The following is a 527-nucleotide window of genomic DNA, read 5'->3' as shown; positions in this document are numbered from 1 at the left end:
CAGTCATTCCGGGATCAAGCCGACACGGGCTACGAAGGCCAGAAAGGCAGATGACACCAATGGGTGGCTAATGTCGACCGTGGACGATTTGAGCCGCTTTGAGCGGATTACGGCCAAGCTGATCTCGTCTTTCAAAAACAGTCCCCAGATGTCGAGCTGCTTGTCTTCGGGCACCGACGGCCACCAGTCCTTGAACCGGTCCAGCGCGCTGCGACGGTTATCGGACGCCAGTTTCACAATCTCCGCTTCCTGCGACGCTTGCCGCTTCTTTTCGCGGTGCGCTGCAAGCTCCGTCTTCTCGGACGAGGTGAGAAAATACTTGTCTTCCGTGTCATTCAACGCATTGACTACCAGGCTCAGTCCCTTGCGCACCCGCTTCTTCTTCAAAATATAGCGGAAGTACAGCACATCGGTGACTTCTTCAATACGCTTTAGGCGGTGGTTCCTGGTCAACTCCCGGATCTGCGGGCCACTGATGCCGAGTTCTTCGCGCAGGATAGTGAATCGCTCAAGATCAAGATTGCCTT

1 protein-coding gene is annotated in these 527 nt (G+C 55.2%); it reads right to left on the bottom strand.

Annotated elements, in window-relative coordinates:
- Nucleotides 1–3: 3 nt before the first annotated feature.
- On the bottom strand, nt 4–527 hold a 524-nt coding region (locus JK635_RS28100), incomplete at its 5' end, for a hypothetical protein (RefSeq protein WP_202653127.1).

The sequence above is a fragment of the Neobacillus paridis genome (assembly GCF_016765675.1).
Lineage (GTDB): Bacteria > Bacillota > Bacilli > Bacillales > Cytobacillaceae > Neobacillus > Neobacillus paridis.
This window is presented reverse-complemented; position numbering and strand designations above follow the sequence as displayed.